At 37.9% G+C, this 2,484-nt stretch carries 2 protein-coding genes; both read left to right on the top strand.

The annotated features are described in order from the left end of the window. Positions 1–261 (top strand): tetratricopeptide repeat protein (locus tag CDZ78_RS18265; protein ID WP_140414196.1); only part of this gene is annotated, 261 nt, incomplete at its 5' end. Between the two features lie 418 nt (positions 262–679). Beyond that, entirely contained in the window at positions 680–1,540 is an 861-nt protein-coding gene (locus CDZ78_RS18260; RefSeq protein ID WP_140414195.1) for a hypothetical protein, read from the top strand. Positions 1,541–2,484 lie beyond the last annotated feature (944 nt).

Below are 2,484 nucleotides of genomic sequence, written 5' to 3'. Positions count from 1 at the left end.
AACCACAAAGAAGCCGTTAAGTGGTTCAGCAAGGCAGCAAGACAAGGACATGCTAGTGCACAATACAACTTAGGATTGATGTATGCAAATGGGCAAGGTATCCCTCAAGACTACGTGATGGCACATAAATATTTTAATATTGCGGCGTCTAGTGGGGTAAAAAAAGCGAATAAAAATAGAGATAGTGTTGCCAAGTTAATGACTGCCTCACAAATAGAAAAGGCACAGAATCTAGCAAGTGAATGGATGAGAACACATTAGTAAATTTCTAATGTGCCGTATGGTGAAACAAATTAGTCATACAGAATCTTGTTCAGATAAGGAATAAGATTCTGTCGCAGAGGTTTTTGTGCTCAATGTTTGCTTTTCTCACGGCAGAAAGTTTAATCCTTTTGGCGAATGTTCATAACCAGTTTTTTGGGATTATATTATGTAACTACTCAGCGTGTTTTTTAACTTTAAAATCAAATGGATATATTTTAATTTAACCTGACTTTAGTCATTTTCACCTTTAAAAATGGGTGAAAATTGGACTAAAATTCAGAGAGATACATTAATTATTATTTTAAATCAATCTGTTATGAGTTTAAATTACGCTGAGTAGTTACAATTAGTATAGATAAATGACCATGTGAAACTAGGATTCCCTAGTTTCATTAAAAATATAGAGGATGAGAAGATGGAATATTACAAAGAACACGTTATTATTATTATACCTGCATTGCTGTTGGTATTTGGTACAGCTTATGCATTATCAGGTTGGGGCAATAAACCTGAGATACCAGTAAGTGAGACTAAGCAACCACGGACTGCTGAGGTTGTCAGAGAAACCTTTACTGATTATGTTCCAGAGGTGCCTAGCAAACCAAAGGTGTATGTGGAGATTGATCATGATCATGAAGAGTTAGACTTAAATGATCCCTTAGCAAGCCCCTCTTTTGATACGATGGAGGAGGGGGTTTCAATAGTTTCATATAAAGACCAACCAATACCTCAACTATTTAAAGATCTGACAAAGAAGGCTGTTGAAGAGATGGCAGAACGAGGATACGCGTCAGCTGAGGAATCAAATGTACGTACGATTTCTAGAGTCCTTGAGCCTAGACTTAAACATCTGATGTTATCTTATGACGAAGCCGCTAACCAACTGGTTAAAGAACCCGCAAACTTAGAGGGTACGCCATTTGATGATGGGGAACTACTTGGCGCACACACTGGAGGCTCTAATCATGACGGGAAATGGACGAATATATCCCGTTTTTATAAATTCGATGATTTGGGATTAGTGAAACTGAGGGAAGTTGATTATATTACGAGTAGAGGTCGCATACAAATGACTCAGGAGTTAATTAATGAGGATGTTAACGGTAGACCTGCGATATACAGAGTTAATGTGAGTAATTCAGGGGCAGCTGTAACTTTAGTCTCTTGGGCAACTGATTCAAAAAAGTACGTACTGTATGCTGAGAAAAACGGGGCTAAGGATGAATCAGTGAAACAGAGACTCCTAGAGTTGGCACAAGCTATCCCAGCGGATTAACGCACACAGGCGGGTTCTGTCGCAAAAGATACGTATTTGTGTAAACCTGGTTATGATCCTGTTTTTATTCTTCGCCCAGGGGGGGGTAAGTAACTTTTTTTATCGTATCTGGAATTTTCTATCTTGGACGCGCCTGATGTTTTTACAATTGAATCCGAGTGCTCTAAAAAGGATAACTCACAGTACACATGGCGCGCCAGCTCTTCGATAAGGCGCTTTATATCGCTTTTAAGGCACTTTAACAGCTACCCCTACCATACACGCCAATTAAAGGTTTTTGTAGGCGTTTAAGGGGCTTACATGCCCCCAATAAGCGATTGACTAATTGTGGGTGTGTGGTTTGTTATAGCTGTTACAGAAAGCAAAGATTAAACGGTAAACCATTTCAAAATAAAGGGTTGGCTTATTGCAACAAGCAACAGTATTCTAGGGACTCTTTGCCCTAGGGAGGAAGTAACTTTTTAAACTTCATAATAAAACGCTATTTAGGGTGCAATCTAATATAGATTGAACCATACCTATAATCCTTTTATAATCAAAGACTAGGGTTACTGTCATGTGCAACCTATGGATATTTATACGAAAACATTACATTTACAATTTAGGGTTTTATAGTTACTCCTCTTTGGGGGCAACACGCGTATGACTTCATTTCAACTAATTATTAAACTTGAATGAAATCAATTTCTTGCTCAATTAGGATAAATTATCATGGCTGGGGGGAACCATAGGTTCCCTTTGGGTTTAATTACTGCAATCTCTTAAACTGTAATATAACCAATCGCTTGTTCATCAGAGCAATTTGAGTAGACCTTTAATTTAGCAGACTCTCAGCCCTAGGGGAAAGTAACTTTTTTAGCGTATACTCGATATATGAAGATTCCCTTATATAAAAAAATACAAGGGAATCTGACTCTAATGGGTTGAGCTATCAGCTTTACTTA

The organism is Bathymodiolus platifrons methanotrophic gill symbiont (assembly GCF_002189065.1).
Lineage (GTDB): Bacteria > Pseudomonadota > Gammaproteobacteria > Methylococcales > Methylomonadaceae > Methyloprofundus.
The sequence above is the reverse complement of the archived record's forward strand: the minus strand, read 5'-3'. Positions and strand labels throughout refer to the sequence as shown.